The following is a 20,654-nucleotide window of genomic DNA, read 5'->3' on the forward strand; positions in this document are numbered from 1 at the left end:
TCGGTAGCGTGGGGGCCGGAGGTCTGGATGCGTGGCATGGCTGTCCTCTCGTAGGTTGAGGTCGACGGGAACTGCTCGGCAGGCAGTGTAGGCGCTTGGACAGCATCGGCACGCACGCTTGTTCCGCATCCTTCGTCCTGAGCATCTGACTACCCCTTTGCGGGCGGTGAGCGCTCAATAGTCAGCGATTTGAGAAGTTTTTCAGCGCGCTCTCTTTGAGCTACGATCTCAGCAATACGTTGCTCTGCTGGAGCAATGACGGCAGCGTAAATGTCATCAAGAAGCGTTTGCGTAGTGTCGTAGACATAAATATTAAGAAACGATGAGTAGGTAATAAAGTCGATCAGTGTAGCGCTTGGTGTTGTTCCGGCGGCGATGAGCGGCTGTACGGGGACAGACGGCAATGTTGAGAGGATCATTTGCAACTCCTGCAGTACCACTTTCGCATCGGTCAAGTCGGCAATAACGAACTTCGACATGGCTGCCAGTGTCGCGACGGTCTCGATGAAGCTTCTGGAATTTGGACGCGTAAAGTCAAAAATGATAGGCGTGAAATTGTGACTGCGAAGAGTGACCCTCAATGCATCTAGAACAGGTTTGCGTTCTGACGAAAATCGTCCAATGATCAAAACAACCTTTGAGGCGATTGTATCGATGATGTCCCGCACTTCCGTGTTGGTTAGCAGCACGTACACAAATTGGGCGATACGAAGGCTGTCTACCGTGATTTCTGATTCGCCGTCAGGAGTAATGACAATGCCTGACTGATTTGCGTCTGTAAGGTCAACTGACCAGGCGGAGGTGCCATATACGCGCGCGCCGCTGAGATTTGCGTGAGAGAGGCGCACATCGACGAAACTCGCACCGATGAGATTGGCGTTGCGCAGGTCAGCTGCGGCAAACTCGCATCTGCGGAAGATGGCGTCTTTCAGCTTCACCTCTGCCAGAATGGCGCGGTTAAAGCTGACTTCGGAGAAATGGGACATCGCGAAATCCGCGCGCCTCATGTTCGAGTCATCGAACGATGAAAGCATAAAGAAACAGTCGGAAAACTTCGCTACTCGCAGGTCGCATCCAGTGAAGTTCGCCAATGAACAACGGCAATCATGGAAGTATGAACCAGACAGATCTGCAGCCGAAAAATCTGCGCCTTCAAGATTCGCTTCGGAGGCATAAGCTGCAGCCAGCGAAGCCCTGCAAAAATTCAATCGAGCAATGTCTGCGCCACTGAAATTTGCCCTACTCAGATTATAGTGAGACAGGTCCAAACGAGTTTCCCTAAGGTTGGCGCCTCTGAAATCGATATATTGCTCCGGATTCTTCGCGCGCCATCGATTCCATGCGCCTGGTCCTTCCTTCAGGCGCTTAACAAGTGAGGCAACAAGCTCAGCATCTCTAGGAGGATGCTGTTTACGTGCCAATCGAATGCTTACCTCTTCCACTGGGGATCCTCTTGAATCTTAGTGAATTCAAGTTCTATGGCATCGTGATCTCGTTGTTCTTTAAGACGGGGAAAGGTCCGGCAAAATTTGATGACAAACTCGACACGGTTGAACTGCTGGGTAATCGGGAATATTTCTAGCCTGTCCCCTACCAAGCCACTTTCAAGCAGTTTTGCCCGTTCTTCCTCGGTGAAGGTCGACAAGGCACTGACCCGTTGAAGAAGAATGGCCAAACGCTCATCCCCACCTTCAACTATTCCAATGGACAAAAAGTGCACAATGCGCTCGAGAGGGATGTTCAGAGCAATTGATCGAGCAAACAAAATCTCCGCAAAACTGAGCGAGGTAAAGCCGAGGTCCGGATACAGTGGCGTCTGTTCGAAGGCTTCATCAGTGGGAGCACCCTTGTCAAGCGCATCAAGGTAGTTGAGAACACGGTGGGTGCTTTCCGGGTTCGACCGGAAGGGGAGCGATTCCCAGGCCTCCGGTGTGTCGGACGATGCCTTACTGCCTCCTAGCAAAGACTTTGCCCAATTAAAAATGGGTGAGAAGAAACTCATTAGATCCTCCTTTCCATAGTGGCAGGCAGTCGCTTCGCCTGTTTAAGCAAGTACAGGGCACATAAAGAAAAAACCCCATGACTACAAAGAGTAATGGGGTTTTCCTATTTCTACTCAGTACCTCAGAACGGGATGTCGTCATCCATGTCCGAGAAGTTCGGCGCCGGACGCTGCGGCTGCGGACGGGCTGCCGGTGCAGGCGGAGCCTGGCGCGGGGCCGGGCGCTGCTGCGGCTCGTAGCCGCCGTCATCCATGCCGCCGCCCATGCTGTCGCCACCACCCATGCCCTGGCGGCCGCCCAGCATCTGCATGTTCTCGGCGATGATGTCGGTCGCGTAGCGCTCGATGCCGTCCTTGTCGGTGTACTTGCGGGTCTGCAGGCGGCCTTCGACGTAGACCGAGGAGCCCTTCTTGAGGTACTGGCCCACGATCTCGGCCAGGCGGCCGAAGAACGAAATGCGGTGCCATTCGGTCAGCTCTTTCTGTTCGCCGGTCTGGCGGTCCTTCGACTTGTACGAGGTAGCCACCGCGATGTTCGCGATCGCGTCGCCGCTCGGCATGTAGCGGATTTCCGGGTCGCGGCCCAGGTTGCCGACGATGATGACCTTGTTGACTGATGCCATGTTGATACTCCAGTGAGTTTTGTAGAGCCCTGACTCTGCATAGATACTCAACGTCAGGGAACGTATGCTGCAGCCAACTATTATGGGGCCGAAAGGCAGAGAAAAAAAGCACATTTTGCGTTCCTGCGCACGCGTCCGTTTGCGCCAGATGGAGCCGGAAAATCCTGGGTTTGACCCGCCGTTCTTCAAAAATTCCGGGTATCTGAACGCTTTGTCATTGAACTGCGGCTGAAACGGCCCACATACGGCACACCTCGCTGCGTTCCTGCCATGTACACGGTTCTAGATTGCTATCGAAACGTGTCCTTGCGGCACAAAAGTGCTGGATGCATGTACAGCACTTCGAAAAACCAGCTACACTACTAGGTTCTCCCCCATTGGCCCGCTCACCGCGACAGTCCCTTCGTGCGCCGGCCCTGCAAACTTTTACTGAAAGCCTGCAAAAAGACTAATGGAAGAAATTCGAATCCGCGGCGCACGCACGCACAACCTGAAGAACATCAACCTCGACCTTCCGCGCAACAAGCTGATTGTCATCACGGGCCTCTCGGGTTCGGGCAAGTCCTCGCTCGCCTTCGATACCCTCTACGCCGAAGGCCAGCGCCGCTACGTCGAATCGCTGTCGGCCTATGCGCGCCAGTTCCTGCAGCTGATGGAAAAGCCGGACGTCGACCTGATCGAAGGCCTGTCGCCGGCGATCTCGATCGAGCAGAAAGCCACGTCGCACAACCCGCGTTCGACCGTCGGCACCGTCACCGAGATCCACGACTACCTGCGCCTGCTGTACGCGCGCGTCGGCACGCCCTACTGCCCGCAGCACCCGCATGAGCCGCTGGCCGCGCAGACCGTGTCGCAGATGGTCGACGCCGTCCTCGCCATGCCGGAAGGTACCAAGCTGATGATCCTGGCGCCGGTGGTGGCCAACCGCAAGGGCGAGCACACCGACCTGTTCCAGGCCATGCAGGCCCAGGGCTTCGTGCGCTTCCGCGTCGCCAGCGGCGTAAATGCGGCCAAGATCCACGAGATCGACGAGCTGCCCAAGCTGAAGAAGACCGAGAAGCACACGATCGACGTCGTGATCGACCGCGTCAAGGTGAACCCGGAGATCAAGCAGCGCCTGGCCGAAAGCTTCGAGACCGCGCTGCGCCTGGCCGACGGCCGCGCCGTGGCCTACGAGATGGACACCGAAAAGGAAACCGTCTTCTCGAACAAGTTCGCCTGCAATGTCTGCGGCTACTCGCTGCAGGAGCTCGAGCCGCGCCTGTTCTCCTTCAATAACCCGATGGGCGCCTGCCAGGAATGCGATGGCCTGGGCCACATCGAGTTCTTCGACCCGAAGCGCATCGTCGCCTTCCCGCACCTGTCGCTGGCCTCCGGCGCCGTGAAGGGCTGGGACCGCCGCAACCAGTTCTACTACCAGATGCTGCAAAGCCTGGCGGCCTACTACGACTTCGACCTCGACAAGCCCTTCGAGACCCTGCCGAAGTCGGCCCAGGACGCCGTGCTGCACGGTTCGGGCAAGACCGCGATCCCATTCAGCTACGTCAACGAGCGTGGCCGCACCGTGATCCGCGAGCACACTTTCGAAGGCGTGGTGAACAACCTGCAGCGGCGCTACCGCGAGACCGACTCGATGGCGGTCAAGGAAGAACTGGCCAAGTTCATCAACGAGAAAAAGTGCCCGGTGTGCGACGGCGCGCGCCTGCGCACGGAAGCACGCTTCGTCAAGATCGGGCAAGGCGCCCAGCAGCGCGCCATCTATGAAGTCTCGGACAAGCCCCTGCGCGACACCCTGGCCTTCTTCGAGACGCTGGAACTGACGGGCGCCAAGCGCGACATCGCCGAGCGCGTGATCAAGGAGATCACGGCGCGCCTGAAGTTCCTGAACAACGTCGGCCTGGACTACCTGTCGCTCGACCGCAGCGCCGATACCCTGTCCGGCGGCGAAGCCCAGCGCATCCGCCTGGCCTCGCAGATCGGTTCGGGCCTGACCGGCGTGATGTACGTACTGGATGAGCCCTCGATCGGCCTGCACCAGCGCGACAACGACCGCCTGATCGCGACGCTCAAACATTTGCGCGACATCGGTAACTCCGTGCTGGTGGTGGAGCACGACGAGGATGCGATCCGCACCGCCGACTACATCGTCGACATGGGTCCGGGCGCCGGCGTGCACGGCGGCGCGGTGATCGCGGCCGGCTCGCTGCCGGAGATCATGCAGAGCGAGCATTCGCTGACCGCCCAGTACCTGGACGGCCGCCGCAAGATCCAGGTGCCGAAAAAGCGCACCAAGGCCGATCCTGCGCGCCAGCTGGTAATCACCGGCGCGCGCGGCAACAACCTGAAGAACGTGTCGCTCACGCTGCCGGTGGGCCTGCTGACCTGCGTCACCGGCGTCTCGGGCTCCGGCAAGTCGACGCTGATCAACGACACCCTGTACCCGGCCCTGTCGCGCCACCTGTACGGTTCGCAGACCGAGCCGGCCGACCACGATGCGATCCACGGCCTGGAGCACTTCGACAAGGTGATCTCGGTCGACCAGGCGCCGATCGGCCGCACCCCGCGTTCGAACCCGGCGACCTATACCGGCGTGTTCACCCCGATCCGCGACCTGTTCGCGACCGTGCCGACCGCGAAGGAACGCGGCTACTCGGCGGGCCGCTTCTCGTTCAACGTCAAGGGCGGACGCTGCGAAGCCTGCCAGGGCGACGGCGTGATCAAGGTCGAGATGCACTTCCTGCCGGACGTGTACGTGCCTTGCGACGTCTGCCACGGCAAGCGCTACAACCGCGAGACGCTCGAGGTGCAGTACAAGGGCAAGAACATCACCGAAGTACTGGAGATGACGGTCGAGGACGCGCACGAGTTCTTCAAGCCGGTGCCGGTCATCGCGCGCAAGCTCCAGACCCTGCTGGATGTCGGCCTCGGCTACATCAAGCTGGGCCAGAGCGCGACCACGCTGTCGGGTGGCGAGGCGCAGCGCGTGAAGCTGTCGCTGGAACTGTCCAAGCGCGATACCGGGCGTACCCTGTACATCCTGGACGAACCGACCACCGGCCTGCACTTCGCCGACATCGACCTGCTGCTGAAGGTGATCCACCGCCTGCGCGACCAGGGCAACACCCTGGCGATCATCGAGCACAACCTGGATGTGATCAAGACCGCGGACTGGATCGTCGACCTGGGGCCGGAAGGCGGCGCGGGCGGCGGTACCATCGTTGCGAGCGGTACGCCGGAAGAGGTGGCGAAGAACAAGGCGAGCGTCACGGGCAAGTATCTCAAGCCCCTGCTGAAGGCCTGATTCTTCCGTCCGTAAAAACAGAAAGGCCGCCCTTCCCGGGGCGGCCTTTTTCATTCCACCGTATAAAGCGGCTGCTGCATCTTCACCGGCCGCACATCCATCCTGATCCGGTAGATCGACCACGCATCCTCGCGGTTGGTCACAAACTCCCTGCTGTCCGGTGCACGGGAGAAGGTGAACTCGAACCCGCGCTCCGGCGCGCGGCTGGTCGGCCCTTCGAAGGCCAGTCCGGTGGCGCGTTCCAGGTTGCTGTCGACAAGCTTCTCGAGCAGGTTGACCACTGAGGTATTCCCCAGGATGTCGGTGTAGAACAGCGCCTCGCGGTACTCGCGCATGTTGCGGTCGACCGGCTCCTTGACCGGCCCCGGCACGTGGGTCCGGTTTACCAGATGGAAGCGGTCGCCATTATCTACGTAGCTGATGCGGGCGTTCGACAGGTTGAAGACCGGCTGGGTCTTGTTGGTCGTCGCTTCGAACAGGTCCAGCACCAGCGCCCCGGTGTAACCGATCACCGTCACTTCGCGGTTCGGACTCACCACGGCGGCCGTGTTCTCGTCGATTCCCAGCCCCAGCTTGTAGCCTTTGCTCAGCATGGCCGGCAGCATGCGTGCGAAGCGGCCGCGCACCAGCAGATGCTGGTCGATGAACACGTCGTCGCCGATGAAACCGAGGCCCGGCGCGATGTCCTTGCCGTCCACCACGCCGTGCTTGAGGATCGGGATCACGTCCAGCGGCGGGTCGTAGAACATGGTGCTGCTCATGATGGCGGCGCCGGCGCTGGTGCCGGCGATCACGCCGCCGCGCCGGTACATGGCCCACAGGGCGTCCAGCACCGCGCTGTTGCTGCCGTCCGGCCGGCGCAGGGAGCCCGTGATACGGGCCTGGTCGCCACCCGTGAAGAAGGCGCCACCGGCGCCGCGCACCGCGTCCACGATCGCCGGATCGTCGGCCGCCTTGCGCACGTCGCTACCCGCCAGGCGCGGCGCCAGCGGCACCAGGAAGGCCTGGGCGCCGTGGCGGTTCAGGTTGGCCACCGCCATGCCGCCTTCGCGCGTGGGGTTCTCGGCGGCCGTGGCGAATACCGCGATGCGTGCGCCCTTGCCGCCGGCCAGGGCCACGATCTTCTCCCATACCGCGGCGTTCTCGGCGCGCAGGCCGCCGCCGATGATGACCAGCGACCCCTTCGGCACCTCCGCGGCCGCGGCGCCGGTGATGCCGGCGCCGGCCATCGCCAGTGCCAGGCACAGGCTCTTCAGCATATGCCTTCTCCTAGCGGAACGAGTAATTCACGCTGACGAAGGCGTTGCGGCCGCGCGGGTCCGTGTAGCTCGGGTCGTACCCGGCCAGGAAGAACCAGGCCTGGTTCGAGAACGGTGGATCCTTGTCGAGCAGGTTCAGCACGCCGGCGCGCAGCTTGAGCTGCTTCGTGATGGCCCAGCTGCCGGTCAGGTCCCACAGCGAATAGGCCTTCACGTGGTTCGGCGCCAGCAGGGTGTCGGTAAACGGATCGTAGGTCGTGTTCTGGTCCGTGTAGCTGGACGAATACTGGTTCGCCAGCGTCAGGGTGACCGGCCCGTTGTCCCACTCGAAGTTGATCCGGTGGCGCCACTTCTGGATCGCCTGGTCGTTCAGGAACACGCCCAGGTTGCTGCGGAAGGGCTCGGACGGGCCGAACTGGCGGTCGTACTTCAGGATGCGGGTGCCGGACAGGTTCACGCCGAACCGGCCCCACGCGCCACGTTCGCTGCGCCAGTCGGCTGCGATGTCGATGCCCGAGGTCTTCAGGCGCCCCTGGTTTTCCTTCATCAGGAGGATGTTCGAGATGAAGCCGTCCTCGTCGCGCTCGATGTAGCTGCCGTTGTAGGCGGCCGGGTTCTCGATGATGACCTGCTCGCCCAGGGTGCTGATCACGTCCTTCTTCTCGATGTTCCAGTAGTCGACCGAGAAGTTGGCGCGCTTGTTCATCTCGAACACGGCGCCGAGCGTGAACTGGCGCGACTTTTCCGGCTTGAGGTCGGGGTTCGAACGGCGCTCGACGTTCCACTGGTCGGTACACAGGTCGATACTGCCTTCCTGCGCCACGCACTGCGGGTCGGTCAGGATGCCGGCCGAGGTGCCGAAGATGGTGGGGCGCTTCAGGTCCGACAGCGACGGCGCGCGGAAACCCGTGCCGGCCGAGGCACGCAGCAGCACGGCCGCATTCGGCTGCCAGCGCAGGCCGATCTTCGGATTGGTGGTGGAGCCGACTTGGCTATAGTGGTCGTAGCGCAGCGCGAACTGCATCTCCAGCTCTTTGGTGAACGGCGCGCTGATCTCGGTGAACACCGAACCCACCTTGCGCGTGTTGTCGGCGGTTTCGACTTCGAGCAGTTCGCCGGCCGGCACGGTGCTGTCACGGTCGCCGGCGATGTTGTTCGACTTGAGCAGCTCGGACGGCGTGAACATCTGGTGCTCGCGCCGGAATTCGCCGCCCACGGCGATGGCCAGGTCGCCACCGCCCAGCGTGGCCAGGGCGCGCGACATCTTGCCGTCGATCGAGGTCGACACGCCCTTGGCCTTGCGCGCCTCGTCGTCGATCTTGATCGAGTTGATCAGGTCCAGGCCGGCCTGGGACGAAGGCGCGAACGGGTTGACGGTGCCGCTCCGCACGGCGGCATCGAACTGGTCGAACAGGACGTAGCCGTCGAAGTAGCGGTCCACCGCGCGGTTCTCGGCGCGCGCCACGGCCAGGTCGTAATCCCAGCCGGCCAGGTTGCCGGTGGCGCCCAGCACCAGGCGCTGGCCTTCGCTGGTCACCTCGTTGCTGCGGTTGCCCGCTTCCTTCATGCGGTAGCGGATGCCGCTGAAGGTATCGGGCAGGCCGGGGCCGGTAAGCGCCCGGCGATAGGCCTCGGGCAGGATGTTCACCGGCAGGTTGCGGATGCGGACCGGGTTCGGCGACAGCACGTACTTGGTCTTGGCCTCGGTCTGCACCAGTTCGACGAAGAGCTGATTGTTCGCATCAAGCTGGAAAGTGGCGCGGCCGATGAAACCGAGCTTGCGCGAATCCGGATAGATCTCGGTGTCTTCCATGTAGTCGTAGCTGCAGCCGGCCACGCCGCCCGGGCCCTGGGCCGCATACACGGTGGCAGGAGGATTGCAGTTGGGCGCGCTCGGGTTGACCCGGCTCACCCGGCTGTTCGCAGGCAGCAGGCCGGCGGCGATCAGGGCGCTGCGCTGTGCAGCCGAGATGTCGACGTTGGCCGGGAAGGTATTGCTCGACATCTGGGCCGGCAGCGTGGTGGCCAGCTGGCGGTCGTGGATGAAGCTGCGCTGTCCGGAACGCAGGGCGTCGAGCTGCTGCACGTCGAGCACGCCCCAGACATTGAAGCGGTCGGTTTGCAGGTCGCCGTAGCCGCCGCTGATGCTGGCGGTGCGCTTGCCGGCGCCGCCGTGCTGGGTGCCGGCAGCCGACGCCGCCAGGTCGATGCCGGTGTAGTCCTTGCGCGTGATGAAGTTGATCACGCCGCCGATCGCGTCGGTGCCGTAGATCGCCGAGGCGCCGTCCTTGAGCACCTCGACGCGCTGGATGGCGCCGGCCGGGATGTTGTTCAGGTCGACGCCGGCGTTGTCGCCGGGAGACGCGAAGTTGGCCAGGCGCCGGCCGTTCAGCAGGATCAGGGTGGACGACACGCCGATGCCGCGCATGTTGGCGCCGTTGAAGCCGCGCTGGCCCGAGGTCGAGTCCGAGATGCTGGGGCCATCCGTGAGGGGCGCCGTGTTGGCGCTGATGTTCTTCACCAGCTCGGCGGCGGTGGTCACGCCCATCTTGTCGATGGTCTCGCGCGAGATCACCTCCACCGGCAGTGCCGCTTCGGTATCGAGACGCTTGATCGACGAGCCCGTGATTTCCACACGGTGGACCTTGGGCGCCTCAGGCTGCGGCGTGGCCTGGGCCCAGGCCTGCTGCGCCATCAGTCCCAGCGCCGCCACGATACTCGAGGCCAGGATGGTCGGCCGCAAACCAATCGACATGTGCTTCCTCATGCAATGCTCCTCTCGAAGATGATTCAGGATTGCTTCACGTTGCGGCGCCTGGATGCGCCCTCTTTTTTCTGCGTGCTGCTGGATCGGATCTGGTGTTCGCCATACAGGTAGGCGGCAATCGCCTCTGTGTGGCGCGCCGCCTTGGCGACGTTGGCCTTGTTGGAGGTCATCAGGGACACGGCCAGCGCTTCGATGATGGCCAGCGCCGCGCTCGCGCTGCTGGGCAGCACCGGATGGGTGCCGTGCGCGTACAGCACCTGGTGCCCCAGTTCGGCCAGCGGCGAAGCGGGAGAATCGGTGATCGAGACCACGGTGGCGCCGCTGTCGCGCGCGAAGCGGGTGAGCGAGACCGCCGCCAGCGTATAGCGCGGCAGCGAGATCACCACCAGCACGTCCTTGTCGGTGATGGTCGCCAGCTGGCTGGCCGCGACCTCGGTGCCGCCGGCCGCCGCGACCTCGACCACGTGGCGGCAAAAGGGCTGCAGGTGCATCGCCAGCGTACCGGCCAGGAAGGTGGACAGGCCGAAGCCGAGCACGTAGACGGTGCGCGCGCGGGTGAGCATGGTGCCGATGCGGTCGAGCTCCGTGCCGGACAGGGCGCGGCTGGTGGCGGTGATGCTGGCCTCGGCATAGCCCAGGCTCTCGAGCGCCGGCGAAGCGCTGCGGCGCGCGATGGTGCTGCGCAGCTTCTCGACCGGCTGCAGCACCGACTGCAGGGTCTCGGCCACCGCGCTCTTCATGGCCGCGTAGTTCCTGAAGCCGAGGTCGCGCGCGAAGCGGCTGATGGTCGCCGTCGACACCTCGCAGGCATCGGCCAGCTCCTCGATCCCGAGGGCGGTCACGCGCACCTGGTTGCGCAGCAGGTAGTCGGCGATCGCGCGGTTGGAGGCCGAGCCCTCGGCCAGCATGCGCAGCAGCGACTGGCCGAGCGAAGACTCGGCGAAACCGATGTCGGGAGAGGCGTTGCGCGGCGTCGAAGGGCTCATCAAAGCGTTTTATGAGAGGTGGATGCTTTTCTTTATGACATGCAAATTTCGAAATATTTTCCAAATGTAATGCAGGTTCTATGGCAAACTCAACAGGAATCTGAAAATATTCTTTCACCGATTCGCGCTGTGTAAAAAAACCGACATACCCGCCGACCCCTCATGCAGCCCGCATGACGGCGGATGGAGACTTGCGCATGCATATACAGACTCACCCGATCGCCAGCGAGCCCGGCCTGGCCAGTTACCAGCTCACGTCCTGCCATTACGGCAGGCCCGGCAGCGGCAGGAAGGCGTATATCCAGGCTTCCCTGCATGCGGACGAAGTGCCGGCGATGCTGGTCGCGCAGTTCGTGCGCCGCCAGCTTGACCGGCTCGAGGCCGAAGGACGCGTGCAGGGAGAGATCGTGCTGGTACCGGCCGCCAATCCGGTCGGCCTGTCGCAGCTGGTGCAGGGCACGCCCTTCGGGCGCTACGACCTCGGCACCGGCGTCAACTTCAACCGCGCCTTTTGCCACGTCGCGGAAGAACTGAAGGAGAGGCTGGCCGGCCGCCTGGGTGCGGATGCCGCCGCCAACGTCGCCCTGGTCCGCGCCGGCGCACGCACCGCGGTGGCGCGCTGGGAGCCGCAAGACCACACCGAGACGCTCAAGAAAACCCTCCTGTCGATGGCGATCGACGCCGACATCGTGCTCGACCTGCACTGCGACAACCAGGGTCTGCTGCACGTGTATGCCGGCACGCCGCTGGCGGACCAGGCCGCGCAGCTGGCTGCCTTGCTCGGCGCGCGCGCCCTGCTGCTCTCGAATGATTCGGGCGGCGCGCCCTTTGACGAAGCCTGCAGCCGCCTGTGGTGGGAGCTGGCCGAGCACTTCGGTCCCGATACCCCGATCCCGCCCGCCTGCGCCGCGGTGACGGTCGAACTGCGTGGCGAGATGGACGTGCGCTACGACCTGGCCGAACAGGACGCCCAGGCGCTGCTGCAGTTCCTGGCGCGCGAAGGCCTGCTCGACATTCCCTTGTGCGAGCTGCCGGCGCCGCAGTGCGATCCCACCCCACTGGCCGGCGTCGAGCCGCTGCACGCGCCGCAATCGGGCGTGCTTGTGTTCCTGAAAGCGCTGGGGGACCGGGTAGCGGCGGGCGAGGCGGTGGCCGACATCGTCAATCCGGTCAGCGGCGCCACTGCTACCCTGCGCGCCGGCCAGGACGGGCTGCTGTTCGCGAGTACCGCCCACCGGCACCTGATGCGCGGCATGCAGGTCTGCAAAATCGCGGGCGCCACGCCCTTTCGTTCCGGTTCTCTCCTGAGTCAATGAGGAATCAATGAGCATGCGCCTTCGAATGCCCAACACCTTCGTGCTGCTGTTCGCCATCCTGGCGCTGATCGCGCTGGCGACCTGGTTCGTCCCCGGCGGGAAGTACGACACCCACCTGGTCGACGGCCGCCAGCTGGTCGATCCGGCTTCCTTCCACTACGTCGACAGCAATCCACAGGGCCTGGTGGCGCTGCTGAAAGCGCCGATTCGCGGCTTCGTGGAATCGGCCCAGATCATCGGCTTCGTGCTGTTCGTCGGCGGCGCTTTCGCGGTGCTGCAGCGGACCGAGGCGATCGATACCGCGATCCGCTCGATCGCGCGCGCCCATACGCGCTCGCAGCTGGTGCGCACGCTCCTGATCCCCGTGTTCGTCACCCTGTTCTCGCTGGGCGGCGCCACCTTCGGCATGAACGAGGAGGTGATTCCCTTCATCCTGATCTTCGTGCCGCTGGCGCTGGCGCTGGGCTACGACACCGTGACCGGCGTCTCGATCCCTTTCCTCGGCTCGCAGGTCGGTTTCGGCGCGGCCTTCCTGAATCCCTTCAATGTCGGCATCGCCCAGGGCATCGCGGGCGTGCCGGTGTTCTCGGGGATGGGTTACCGCCTGGTAGTGTGGGCCTCGGCCACCCTGGTGACGGTGCTGTTCCTGATGTGGTACGCGGCGCGGGTCAAGCGCAATCCGGCGCTCAGCCCGACCTATGTGCTGGACCAGACCAGGCGCCAGGAACTGCCGGACCTGTCCGCCCACGAGCACGAGCGCATGACGGGCCGCCACGGGGCGGTGCTGGCGATCTTCGCGCTGACGCTGGGCGCGATGGTGGTGGGCGTGGTGCAGTACGGCTGGTTCATCGACGAGATCGCGGCCCTGTTCCTGGCGATGGCGATCGTGGTCGGCCTGGTCGGGCGCCTGGGCGCCGACGACTGGGTGGCTTCCTTCATGCAGGGCGTCAAAGACCTGGCGCCGACGGCGCTGGTGATCGCAATCGCGCGCGCCACCATGGTGATCGCACGCGACGCCCACATCATCGACACCATGCTGCACGAACTGATGCCGCTGGTGCAGTCCAGCCATCCGGTGTTCGCGGCCCAGAAGATGTACCTGATCCAGTCGGTGATCAACTTCTTCATCCACTCGGGCAGCGGCCAGGCCGCGCTGACGATGCCGATCATGGCGCCGCTGGCCGACCTGGTGGGCGTGTCGCGCCAGACCGCCATCCTCGCCTTCCAGCTGGGCGAGCTGTCGACGCCGATGATCCCGACGTCCGGCATCACGGTGGGCGTGCTGGCGCTGGCGCGCATTCCCTGGCTGACCTGGGCCAAATGGATGATCCTGCTGCAGCTGATCTACCTGGTGCTGTCCCTGCTGCTCCTGGTGCCGCCCTGCCTGATGAACTGGCAGTGAGCGTTGTCTTGACAGCGCGGCGCGGACGCGACACATTGGAGACCCGCAACTCGTCCATTGCGCAGCCATGATCGATTTCTTCGTCGCCAGCGTCCACCACCTGATCGTGTTCGGCATCGCGGCCGTGCTGGCCGCCGAACTGGCGCTGATGCGTCCCGCGGCGATGTCGCCGCACACGGTGCGGCTGCTGGGCCGCTTCGATGCCGCCTATGGCCTGCTGGCGATTGCCATCCTGGTCGTCGGCTTCGGCCGCGTCTGGCACGGCGCCAAGGGCGCGGATTTTTATATGGACAATCCGATGTTCTGGGCCAAGATCGCCGCTTTCGGCGTGGTGGGCATCCTGTCGATCCGCCCGACTCTGCGCATCGCGGCCTGGCAGAAGCTGCTCAAGGCCGATGCCGCTTTCGTGCCGCCGCTGGAAGACATCAACGGGCTGCGCCGCATCCTGCTGCTCGAGATCCACGTGTTCGCGCTGATCCCGATCCTTGCGGCGGCCATGGCGCGCGGCATCGGCTACTAGCCGACCGTAGGTGGGCGGCTCCACCGCATGGTTCGAATAATCAAAAAAGGGACAAGCCGATGACCTGTCCCTCCTTTTGTGAGGCGGCCTGCGCCGCCATCGTCTTCCTTACGCGCCCAGGCGCTGCTCGAGCTTCTGCTTGGTGTCCACCAGCTCTTGCGGCAGGCGGTAGGCTAGCTTGTCGAACAGTTCGCTGTGCAGCTTCAGTTCCTCGTTCCAGGCATCCTTGTCGATCGAGGTGATCTGGGTGAACTGCTGCTCGGTAAAGTCCACGCCTTCCCAGTTCAGGTCGCCGTAGTTCGGCGAGGTGCCGAACATGTGCTGCTGGCCTGCCGGCGCGCTGCCGTCGGCGCGGTCCAGCACCCACTTCAGCACGCGCATGTTGTCGCCGTAGCCCGGCCACACGAAGCCGCCGTCTTCGCCGGTACGGAACCAGTTGACGCAGAAGATTTTCGGCGCGGTGCCCTGGGCTTCCACTTTCTTGCCCAGGTTCAGCCAGTGCTGGAAGTAGTCGCTCATGTTGTAGCCGATGAAGGGCAACATCGCGAACGGGTCGCGGCGCACGATGCCCATCTGGCCGGCGGCGGCGGCGGTGGTTTCCGAGCCCATGGTGGCGGCCATGTACACGCCTTCCACCCAGTTGTTGGCTTCGGTGACCAGCGGCACGGTGGTCGAACGGCGGCCGCCGAAGATGAAGGCCGAGATCGGCACGCCGGCGGGATCGTCCCAGGCGGCGTCGATCACCGGGTTCTGGGTCGCGGCGACGGTGAAGCGCGCGTTCGGGTGGGCCGCCTTGGTGCCCGATGCCGGGGTCCAGTCCTTGCCCTGCCAGTCGATCAGGTGATCAGGCGCCTGCTTGGTCATGCCTTCCCACCACACGTCGCCATCGTCGGTCAGCGCCACGTTGGTGAAGATGACGTTCTCGCGCAGCGAAGCCATGCAGTTCGGGTTGGTCTTGTCGTTGGTGCCCGGGGCCACGCCGAAGTAGCCGGCTTCCGGGTTGATGGCGTACAGCTTGCCGTCGGCGCCCGGCTTGATCCAGGCGATGTCGTCGCCGATGGTGGTCACTTTCCAGCCGTCGAAGGCCTTCGGCGGGATCAGCATCGCGAAGTTGGTCTTGCCGCAGGCCGACGGGAAAGCGGCGGCCACGTATTTCTTGTCACCCTTGGGCGATTCGACGCCCAGGATCAGCATGTGTTCGGCCAGCCAGCCAGTGCCGCCCTGCTGCGCTTCCTGGTAGCCCATGTTGGAGGCGATGCGCAGCGCGAAGCACTTCTTGCCCAGCAGCGCGTTGCCGCCGTAGCCCGAACCGAAGGACCAGATCTCGCGGGTTTCCGGGTAGTGGACGATGTACTTGGTGGCGTTGCACGGCCACGGCACGTCCTTCTGGCCCGAGGACAGCGGCATGCCGACGGTGTGCACGCAGGGTACGAAGTCGCCGTCGGTACCGAGCACGTCGAACACGGCCTTGCCCATGCGCGTCATGATGCGCATGTTGACGGCGACGTAGGGCGAGTCGGAGAGCTCGACGCCGATGTGGGCGATCGGCGAGCCCAGCGGACCCATCGAGAACGGCACCACGTACAGGACGCGGCCGGCCATGCAGCCGTCGAACAGGCCGTTCAGGGTGCGGCGCATTTCGGCCGGGTCCATCCAGTTGTTGGTGGGGCCGGCCTGCTCCTTGGTTTCCGAGCAGATGTAGGTGCGGTCTTCGACACGGGCGACGTCCGACGGATCGGACCAGGCCAGATAGGAATTCGGACGTTTTGCCGGGTTCAGCTTCTTCATCGTACCGGCTTCGACCATCTGCGCGCACAGGCGGTCGTACTCTTCTTCGGAACCGTCGCACCAATAGATGCTGTCAGGCTTCGTCAGGGCGGCGATCTCCGCGACCCAATTGATGAGCTTCTGGTGTTTGACGTGAGCTGGAACGTTCAGTGCGGCGACGCCGCCCATCACGGGCTGGTTCATAGATACCTCCAATGCCAATTAAGAATACTGTCTGTCCCGGCACGGCAGGATCCGTCCGTCTGGCCGTGCCTTAGAATGGCGTGTCGCCTCAGCGAGGCGCGGCGTTTACGGCGATCATGTCGACAGTCTCTTAGGAGAGACCTGGAACGGTGCTGCTGGGTCCGATAGAAGCGTGTCAAACCCTTAATAATTGGCCGATTGTACACCCGGAAAACCGTGATTCGTGCTCAGCTACTACAAAAAAGTAGCAGAAAATGCCCGAGTAATGTAGTAGGCTATTCGGCGTCTTTTTGGAACCTGTTATTTCGCTACGCGATCAACGTTTATTGGTAGAAACTCTTATGCGAATAGCTGTTTTGGACGATTACCAGGACGCCGTACGCGGCCTTTCCTGCTTCCGTTTGCTCGACGGTCACGAAGTCAAGGTGTTTACCCATTCCGCACGTGGGATGGGCCAGCTGGCTGCGCGGCTGGCGCCGTTCGACGCGCTGGTGCTGATCCGCGAACGCACCGCCTTCCCCGCCGCCCTGCTCGCGCGCCTGCCCAACCTGAAGCTGATTTCGCAGACCGGCAAGGTCAGCGGCCACATCGATGTCGAGGCGGCCACCGAACACGGCATCGCCATCGCCGAAGGCATCGGTTCGCCGGTGGCGCCCTCGGAACTGACCTGGGCCCTGATCATGGCCGCCAGCCGCAAGATCGTGCCGTATGCGAACAACCTGAAGGATGGCTTGTGGCAGACCGCTTCGTCTAATCCAGTGCTCAACGGCCTCGGCCGTTCGCTGCGCGGACGCACGCTGGCGATCTGGGGCTACGGCAAGATCGGGCGCCTGGTGGCCGGCTATGCGCGGGCCTTCGGCATGCGTGTGCTGGTATGGGGCAGCGAAGGCAGCCGCCAGGCTGCAATCGCCGATGGCTTCGAGGCGGCGGCCTCGCGCGAAGCGCTGTTCGCGCAGGCGGACGTGCTCACGCTGCACCTGCGCCTGGCGGAAGAGACGCGCGGCATCGTGAAGGCGGACGATTTTGCGCGCATGAAGCCGGATGCGCTGTTCGTGAATACAAGCCGGGCCGAACTGGTGGACGAAGGCGCGCTGGAGCAGGCCCTGCGCGCGGGACGGCCGGGTTATGCGGCGCTGGATGTGTTCACCAATGAACCGCTCCGGCCCGATTCACCGCTGCTGCGCATCCCGACGGTGCTGGCGACGCCGCACCTGGGCTATGTGGAGCAGGACAGCTACGAGATTTATTTCCAGACGGCGTTCGAGAACGTGGTGCGCTTCGCGGCGGGAACGCCGGACAACATCCTGAACCCGGAAGCGCTCGGAAAGCGCTAGCTTTCCTGCTTCAGCTCGGGCAGGCCGCTGAAGCTGGGCTTACGCACCGGCATCACATGGGTGCCGGTCCACAGCCCCGCCCAGCCGGGCGGCCAGCCGATGGCCGGCCCGGAATACGGCTGCAATCCTGCCCGCACCGGCACCACCGGCACCGGCGGCGCCTCGACCAGGCCGCCGCCCGCGGGACGCTCCATGTTGAGGCTGTACATATAGCCCGGCAACAGCAGGTCGCAGACCTGGTCGAACCAGGCCGTGTGGTCTTCGTCGCGGCCCAGCGCCTGGGCCAGGCCCTGCGGGTCGAACTTCGCCAGCGCGTGGATCAGCTCGTCCGTGCTCGCGCCCGGCGTATCGCCCCAGCCCATCACGGGATTGTTGTTGTAGTCCGCGCCCGAGCCATACCAGCCTTCGCGCCAGGTGCGCTGCATCCAGGTGCGCGGACCGGTGAACAGGTGCCAGCGCCAGTGCAGGCCGGAGGGTTTGGGCCAGGAGTACAGGTAGAGCTTCTGGTAGCCCGCCTTGTGCAGCTCGCGCACCACGGCCATCAGGCGCGCGTGCGGCATGCGGTCCGGTGGCGTGCGGCGGAACAGGATCGGCTCGCCATCGGCATGCTGCACCTCGTCGCTCGACAGGTTGAGGTCGAGGGTGCGCTGCTCGTTGCCGAAGCGCGCCGAGATCCACCCGGTCAGCAGGTTGACGTGGGTGATCACGCCATAGCCTCGATGGCGGTGGAAGATGACGGTGCCTGGTGCGACGGCTTTCATGGGAACAAGTGAAGAAGAGAGAGGGAGTAGTCTACTCATCCGATCCGAACGATTCTAGCGCAGTCACATACAGATACACTACCGTTTGCGGCTATCATTACCCACCTTTTTTCTGCACGTGGACAAACCAACATGACTTTGCGAATCATCGCTACCGGCGGCACTTTCGACAAACACTACAATGAACTCAATGGCGTACTCGGCTTTGCGGAAAGCCACCTGCCGGCCGTGATCGCGCGCTCGCGCATGACGATTCCCGTCGAGCTCGAAGTGCTGCCGCTGCTCGACTCGCTCGACATGCAGGACCCGGACCGCCAGCGCGTGCTGGCTTCCTGCCAGGCAGCAAAAGAGAAGGCCATCGTCATCATCCACGGCACCGACACCATGCGCGAAACCGCGGCCGTGCTGGGGGCAGCAGAGCTCGGCCAGACCATCGTGCTGACCGGCGCCATGATCCCCTACGAGATCGCCAACTCGGACGCGCTGTTCAACCTGGGCTTTGCCTGCGGCGTCGCGCAGACGCTGCCGGCCGGCGTGTATGTCGCCATGAATGGGCAGGTGTTCCCGTGGGATAACGTCACCAAGAACCGCAGCGCCGGCGTGTTCCAGCAGCTGTAATTTCTCGCGGGCAGGCGCGCGCTGCCCGTGTGCCCGCCTCCCTATACTGCCCTCTCAATCGAATCCGTATGAGGAGAGAGCAATGAACGAGCAGCGTCCCTTCCTGACCACGCGCCAGGGCCACCCGGTCCGCGACAACCAGTCGCTGCGCTCGGTGGGCGAGCGTGGTCCGGCCACGCTCGAGAATTACCAGTTCATCGAAAAGATCACCCACTTCGACCGAGAGCGCATCCCAGAACGGGTGGTGCACGCGCGCGGCACCGGCGCCCATGGCTACTTCGAGCCCTACGGCACCATCGGCGGCGAACCGGCCAGCAAATACACCCGCGCCCGCGTGCTCAACGAGGTGGGAGTACAGACCCCGATCTTCGTGCGCTTCTCGACCGTGATCGGCGCCAAGGAGTCGCCCGAGACCGCGCGCGACCCGCGCGGCTTCGCCATCAAGTTCAAGACCGTCGACGGCAACTGGGACCTGGTGGGCAACAATCTGAAAGTCTTCTTCATCCGCGACGCGATCAAGTTCCCGGACATGATCCACGCCTTCAAGCCGGACCCGGTGACGAACCAGCAGGAACCCTGGCGCTTCTACGACTTCATCTGCAGCCATCCGGAAGCCCTGCACATGGTCACCTGGGTCAAGAGCCCGTGGGGCATCCCGGCCACCTACCGCGAGATGGAAGGCTCGGGTGTGAACACCTATAAACTGGTCAACGACCAGGGCGTGGCCCATCTGGTGAAATTCCACTTCGAGCCGAAACAGGGCGTGCGCAACCTCACGTCGCAACAGGCAGCCGAGATCCAGGCCCAGGACACCAGCCACGCCACGCGCGACCTGTATGAGGCGATCGAACGCGGCGAGTTCCCGGAATGGGAATTCTGCGTGCAGATCATGAGCGACGGCGAGCATCCGGAACTCGACTTCGACCCGCTGGACGACACCAAGCGCTGGCCGGAAGACCAGTTCCCGCTGCTGCCGGTGGGCCGCATCGTGCTCAACAAGAACCCGGACAACGTGTTCGCGGAAACCGAGCAGTCCGCCTTCGGCACCGGGGTGCTGGTGGACGGCATCGACTTCTCGGACGACAAGATGCTGCAGGGCCGCACCCTCTCCTATTCCGACACCCAGCGCTACCGCGTAGGCCCGAACTACCTGCAGCTGCCGATCAACCAGCCGCAGCAGGGCGCCACGGCGCGCACCAACCAGCGTGATGGCCAGATGACCTTCTACGTGGACGGCCGCGGCGAGGACAAGCACATCAACTACGAGCCGAGCCTGATGGGCGGCTACAGCGAAGCGCCGAAGCCGGAAAAGGAATACAACCAGTGGGTCGAGGGCCACCTGGGCCGCTACCAGACCACCCGCACGATGGACGACTACGCCCAGGCCGGCACGCGCTACCGTAGCTTCGAGGACTGGGAGCGCGACGACCTGGTGAACAACGTGGGTGGCGACCTGAAGAAGTGCCCGGAACCGATCCAGCTGCGCATGGTGTGGCACCTGTGGCACTGCGACGAAGACTACGGCCGCCGCGTGGCGGAAGTGGCCGGCATCGACCTGGAGAAGGCAAAGGCCCTGGATCCGCTACCGGGCAAGCCGGCGCCGCACCAGAACCGGCAGGGGCCGACTTACTCGAGCGGCAAGCCGGAACAGGGGGATGAGCCGTCGACCAGCGAGGAGATGGCGGGGGCGAAATAAGCAGTGCGTGACGCGAGCACTGTTTGAACGCGTGGGCGGGAGACCCGCCCACCCTACGGGTGTCGTCTGCTCGTAGGGTGGGCGGGTCTCCCGCCCAC

Annotated in this window: 15 protein-coding genes; 7 read left to right on the forward strand and 8 right to left on the reverse strand. The window is 63.8% G+C overall.

Annotation, left to right across the window (positions count from 1 at the left end; genetic code table 11):
• Window positions 1–149: 149 nt before the first annotated feature.
• From LK539_RS12405 to ssb, 3 genes are all read right to left on the reverse strand, one after another.
• A complete protein-coding gene (locus LK539_RS12405; protein ID WP_227801234.1) occupies window positions 150–1,442 on the reverse strand; it encodes a pentapeptide repeat-containing protein in 1,293 nt (430 codons plus the stop codon).
• Window positions 1,430–2,002 carry a hypothetical protein gene (locus LK539_RS12410; protein WP_227801235.1) on the reverse strand — a complete coding sequence of 191 codons (573 nt, stop codon included), beginning with the start codon at window positions 2,000–2,002 and terminating at the stop codon, window positions 1,430–1,432. Before LK539_RS12410 ends, LK539_RS12405 begins: the two co-directional genes overlap by 13 nt.
• Window positions 2,003–2,124: 122 nt before the next feature.
• Window positions 2,125–2,625, reverse strand: coding sequence for a single-stranded DNA-binding protein (ssb, locus tag LK539_RS12415; protein WP_209589756.1), 501 nt, complete (start codon window positions 2,623–2,625; stop codon window positions 2,125–2,127).
• Between the two features lie 451 nt (window positions 2,626–3,076).
• Here ssb and uvrA point away from each other — a divergent pair, with 451 nt between their 5' ends.
• A complete protein-coding gene (gene uvrA / locus LK539_RS12420) occupies window positions 3,077–5,926 on the forward strand; it encodes an excinuclease ABC subunit UvrA (protein ID WP_227801236.1) in 2,850 nt (949 codons plus the stop codon).
• A 50-nt stretch (window positions 5,927–5,976) separates the two neighbouring features.
• Here the strand turns inward: uvrA and LK539_RS12425 are convergent, their stop codons facing one another.
• From LK539_RS12425 to LK539_RS12435, 3 genes are read right to left on the reverse strand one after another with little or no spacing between them, the layout of a single operon-like run.
• A complete protein-coding gene (locus LK539_RS12425; protein WP_227801237.1) occupies window positions 5,977–7,185 on the reverse strand; it encodes a cyanophycinase in 1,209 nt (402 codons plus the stop codon).
• A 10-nt stretch (window positions 7,186–7,195) separates the two neighbouring features.
• Window positions 7,196–9,952, reverse strand: a complete 2,757-nt coding sequence (locus LK539_RS12430; protein ID WP_227801238.1) for a TonB-dependent receptor — start codon at window positions 9,950–9,952, stop codon at window positions 7,196–7,198.
• A 23-nt stretch (window positions 9,953–9,975) separates the two neighbouring features.
• Window positions 9,976–10,938 (reverse strand): MurR/RpiR family transcriptional regulator, encoded by a 963-nt coding sequence (locus LK539_RS12435; protein ID WP_227801239.1) that lies wholly within the window; start codon window positions 10,936–10,938, stop codon window positions 9,976–9,978.
• Between the two features lie 197 nt (window positions 10,939–11,135).
• On the opposite strand from LK539_RS12435, the gene LK539_RS12440 reads away from it, so the two are divergent.
• The 3 genes from LK539_RS12440 to LK539_RS12450 all read left to right on the forward strand — a co-directional run bounded on the left by LK539_RS12440 (window position 11,136) and on the right by LK539_RS12450 (window position 14,176).
• Window positions 11,136–12,254: a succinylglutamate desuccinylase/aspartoacylase family protein gene (locus LK539_RS12440; RefSeq protein ID WP_227801240.1), complete on the forward strand. Its 1,119-nt coding sequence runs from the start codon at window positions 11,136–11,138 to the stop codon at window positions 12,252–12,254.
• Between the two features lie 13 nt (window positions 12,255–12,267).
• The gene (locus LK539_RS12445; RefSeq protein WP_227801241.1) at window positions 12,268–13,656 is read left to right on the forward strand and encodes a YfcC family protein; all 1,389 of its coding nucleotides are present in this window, start codon (window positions 12,268–12,270) and stop codon (window positions 13,654–13,656) included.
• Window positions 13,657–13,723: 67 nt separating this feature from the next.
• Window positions 13,724–14,176 carry a DUF2214 family protein gene (locus LK539_RS12450; protein ID WP_227801242.1) on the forward strand — a complete coding sequence of 151 codons (453 nt, stop codon included), beginning with the start codon at window positions 13,724–13,726 and terminating at the stop codon, window positions 14,174–14,176.
• A gap of 108 nt (window positions 14,177–14,284) precedes the next feature.
• Here the strand turns inward: LK539_RS12450 and LK539_RS12455 are convergent, their stop codons facing one another.
• Window positions 14,285–16,147: a phosphoenolpyruvate carboxykinase (GTP) gene (locus tag LK539_RS12455; RefSeq protein ID WP_227801243.1), complete on the reverse strand. Its 1,863-nt coding sequence runs from the start codon at window positions 16,145–16,147 to the stop codon at window positions 14,285–14,287.
• Window positions 16,148–16,488: 341 nt separating this feature from the next.
• On the opposite strand from LK539_RS12455, the gene LK539_RS12460 reads away from it, so the two are divergent.
• Window positions 16,489–17,481, forward strand: coding sequence for a D-2-hydroxyacid dehydrogenase family protein (locus LK539_RS12460; RefSeq protein ID WP_227801244.1), 993 nt, complete (start codon window positions 16,489–16,491; stop codon window positions 17,479–17,481).
• Here the strand turns inward: LK539_RS12460 and LK539_RS12465 are convergent.
• Window positions 17,478–18,242, reverse strand: a complete 765-nt coding sequence (locus LK539_RS12465) for an L-asparaginase (protein ID WP_227801245.1) — start codon at window positions 18,240–18,242, stop codon at window positions 17,478–17,480. The genes LK539_RS12460 and LK539_RS12465 overlap by 4 nt on opposite strands.
• A gap of 132 nt (window positions 18,243–18,374) precedes the next feature.
• Between LK539_RS12465 and LK539_RS12470 the strand changes: the two genes are divergently transcribed.
• Together LK539_RS12470 and LK539_RS12475 are read left to right on the forward strand one after the other, a co-directional pair.
• Window positions 18,375–18,860, forward strand: coding sequence for an asparaginase domain-containing protein (locus tag LK539_RS12470; protein ID WP_227801246.1), 486 nt, complete (start codon window positions 18,375–18,377; stop codon window positions 18,858–18,860).
• Between the two features lie 82 nt (window positions 18,861–18,942).
• Entirely contained in the window at window positions 18,943–20,556 is a 1,614-nt protein-coding gene (locus LK539_RS12475; RefSeq protein WP_227801247.1) for a catalase, read from the forward strand.
• Window positions 20,557–20,654 lie beyond the last annotated feature (98 nt).

The sequence above is a fragment of the Massilia sp. IC2-476 genome, assembly GCF_020707295.1.
In the GTDB taxonomy this organism is placed as follows: domain Bacteria; phylum Pseudomonadota; class Gammaproteobacteria; order Burkholderiales; family Burkholderiaceae_D; genus Telluria.

Bases quoted from the DNA above. Each gene is read 5' to 3' on its own strand.
- LK539_RS12410 (WP_227801235.1), bottom strand. From the start codon at position 2,002: ATGAGTTTCTTCTCACCCATTTTTAATTGGGCAAAGTCTTTGCTAGGA.
- ssb (WP_209589756.1), bottom strand. From the start codon at position 2,625: ATGGCATCAGTCAACAAGGTCATCATCGTCGGCAACCTGGGCCGCGAC.
- uvrA (WP_227801236.1), top strand. From the start codon at position 3,077: ATGGAAGAAATTCGAATCCGCGGCGCACGCACGCACAACCTGAAGAAC.
- LK539_RS12425 (WP_227801237.1), bottom strand. From the start codon at position 7,185: ATGCTGAAGAGCCTGTGCCTGGCACTGGCGATGGCCGGCGCCGGCATC.
- LK539_RS12430 (WP_227801238.1), bottom strand. From the start codon at position 9,952: ATGAGGAAGCACATGTCGATTGGTTTGCGGCCGACCATCCTGGCCTCG.
- LK539_RS12435 (WP_227801239.1), bottom strand. From the start codon at position 10,938: ATGAGCCCTTCGACGCCGCGCAACGCCTCTCCCGACATCGGTTTCGCC.
- LK539_RS12440 (WP_227801240.1), top strand. From the start codon at position 11,136: ATGCATATACAGACTCACCCGATCGCCAGCGAGCCCGGCCTGGCCAGT.
- LK539_RS12445 (WP_227801241.1), top strand. From the start codon at position 12,268: ATGCGCCTTCGAATGCCCAACACCTTCGTGCTGCTGTTCGCCATCCTG.
- LK539_RS12450 (WP_227801242.1), top strand. From the start codon at position 13,724: ATGATCGATTTCTTCGTCGCCAGCGTCCACCACCTGATCGTGTTCGGC.
- LK539_RS12455 (WP_227801243.1), bottom strand. From the start codon at position 16,147: ATGAACCAGCCCGTGATGGGCGGCGTCGCCGCACTGAACGTTCCAGCT.
- LK539_RS12460 (WP_227801244.1), top strand. From the start codon at position 16,489: ATGCGAATAGCTGTTTTGGACGATTACCAGGACGCCGTACGCGGCCTT.
- LK539_RS12465 (WP_227801245.1), bottom strand. From the start codon at position 18,242: ATGAAAGCCGTCGCACCAGGCACCGTCATCTTCCACCGCCATCGAGGC.
- LK539_RS12470 (WP_227801246.1), top strand. From the start codon at position 18,375: ATGACTTTGCGAATCATCGCTACCGGCGGCACTTTCGACAAACACTAC.
- LK539_RS12475 (WP_227801247.1), top strand. From the start codon at position 18,943: ATGAACGAGCAGCGTCCCTTCCTGACCACGCGCCAGGGCCACCCGGTC.